The 1,553-nt window shown below is 65.4% G+C and carries 2 protein-coding genes; both read left to right on the top strand.

Annotated elements, in window-relative coordinates; all coding sequences use genetic code 11:
- Nucleotides 1-586, top strand: a 586-nt coding sequence (locus GVL12_RS25625) for an electron transfer flavoprotein subunit beta/FixA family protein (protein WP_159918374.1), incomplete at its 5' end; no start/stop codon positions are given.
- A gap of 182 nt (nt 587-768) precedes the next feature.
- On the top strand, nt 769-1,553 hold a 785-nt coding region (locus GVL12_RS25620; protein WP_159918373.1), incomplete at its 3' end, for an electron transfer flavoprotein subunit alpha/FixB family protein.

Here is a 1,553-nt window from a genome sequence, read left to right as displayed (position 1 = left end):
CACCGAAGTCATCGCCGTGTCCTGCGGCGTGGCCCAGTGCCAGGAAACGCTGCGCACCGCCATGGCGATTGGCGCCGACCGCGCCATCCATGTGCTGACCGACGTCGAACTCCAGCCCCTGGCCGTGGCCAAGCTGCTCAAGGCCCTGGTCGACAAGGAGCAGCCCGGCCTGGTGATCCTCGGCAAGCAGGCCATCGACGACGATGCCAACCAGACCGGCCAGATGCTGGCCGCCTTGGCGAATCTGCCCCAGGCCACATTCGCCTCCAAGGTCGAAGTCGCCGGTGACAAGGTCAATGTGACGCGTGAAGTCGACGGCGGTCTCGAGACCCTGTCGCTGTCCACGCCCGCCGTGATCACCACCGATCTGCGCCTGAACGAGCCGCGCTATGTGACGCTGCCCAACATCATGAAGGCCAAGAAGAAGCAGCTGGACTCGGTGACCCCTGAAGACCTGGGTGTCGACGTGACGCCGCGCCTGAAGACCCTCAAGGTGTCCGAGCCCGCCAAGCGCGGCGCCGGTGTCAAGGTCGCCGATGTGGCGGCGCTGGTGGACAAGCTCAGGAATGAAGCCAAGGTGATCTGAGGCCTCGTCCCTCGTTCGCCATTGGCTTGGCACGGCTTTACCGTTCGTCCTGAGCCTGTCGAAGGATGAACGGCCTGCCCTCTGAAACGCGGCAGTACTGCCCTTCGACAAGCTCAGGGCGAACGGAGCGCAACGCTGTGCCCTATCCCAGCTTGCGCTGAATCCATACCCGAAAGAATTCCATGACCAATCTCGTTATTGCAGAACACGACAACGCCTCGATCAAGCCCGCCACCCTGAACACCGTCACGGCCGCCGTGGCCTGTGGTGGTGACGTGCATGTGCTGGTGGCCGGTGAAGGCGCGGCGGCTGCCGCCGCTGCAGCGGCCCAGATCGCTGGCGTGTCCAAGGTGATCCACGCCGATGGCGCATCGCTCAAAAACAGCCTGGCCGAAAACGTCGCCGCCCAGGTGCTGGCGCTCGCTTCCGGCTACAGCCATATCCTGTTTCCCGCCACGGCCGGCGGCAAGAACGTGGCGCCGCGCGTCGCGGCCACGCTCGATGTGGCGCAGATCAGCGATATCACCAAGGTGATTTCGCCTGACACCTTCGAGCGCCCCATCTACGCGGGCAATGCCATTGCCACCGTGCAATCGGGCGATGCGACCAAGGTCATCACCGTGCGCACCACGGGTTTTGACGCGGCTGGCTCCACGGGTGGCTCCGCCGCCGTCGAAACCGTGGCCGCTGCAGCGGATGCCGGCAAGAGCAGCTTTGTGGGCAGCGAAATCGCCAAGAACGACCGCCCCGAACTCACGGCCGCGAAGATCATCGTGTCGGGTGGCCGTGCGCTGGGCTCGGCCGAGAAGTTCACTGAAGTGATCACGCCGCTGGCCGACAAGCTGGGCGCGGCCATTGGCGCCTCGCGCGCCGCTGTGGACGCAGGCTACGCCGCCAATGATCTGCAGGTCGGCCAGACCGGCAAGATCGTTGCGCCCCAGCTGTATATCGCGGCCGGCATCTCGGG

The sequence above is a fragment of the Pantoea sp. 18069 genome (assembly GCF_902706035.1).
Classification (GTDB): domain Bacteria; phylum Pseudomonadota; class Gammaproteobacteria; order Burkholderiales; family Burkholderiaceae_C; genus Comamonas.
The sequence above is the reverse complement of the archived record's forward strand: the minus strand, read 5'-3'. Positions and strand labels throughout refer to the sequence as shown.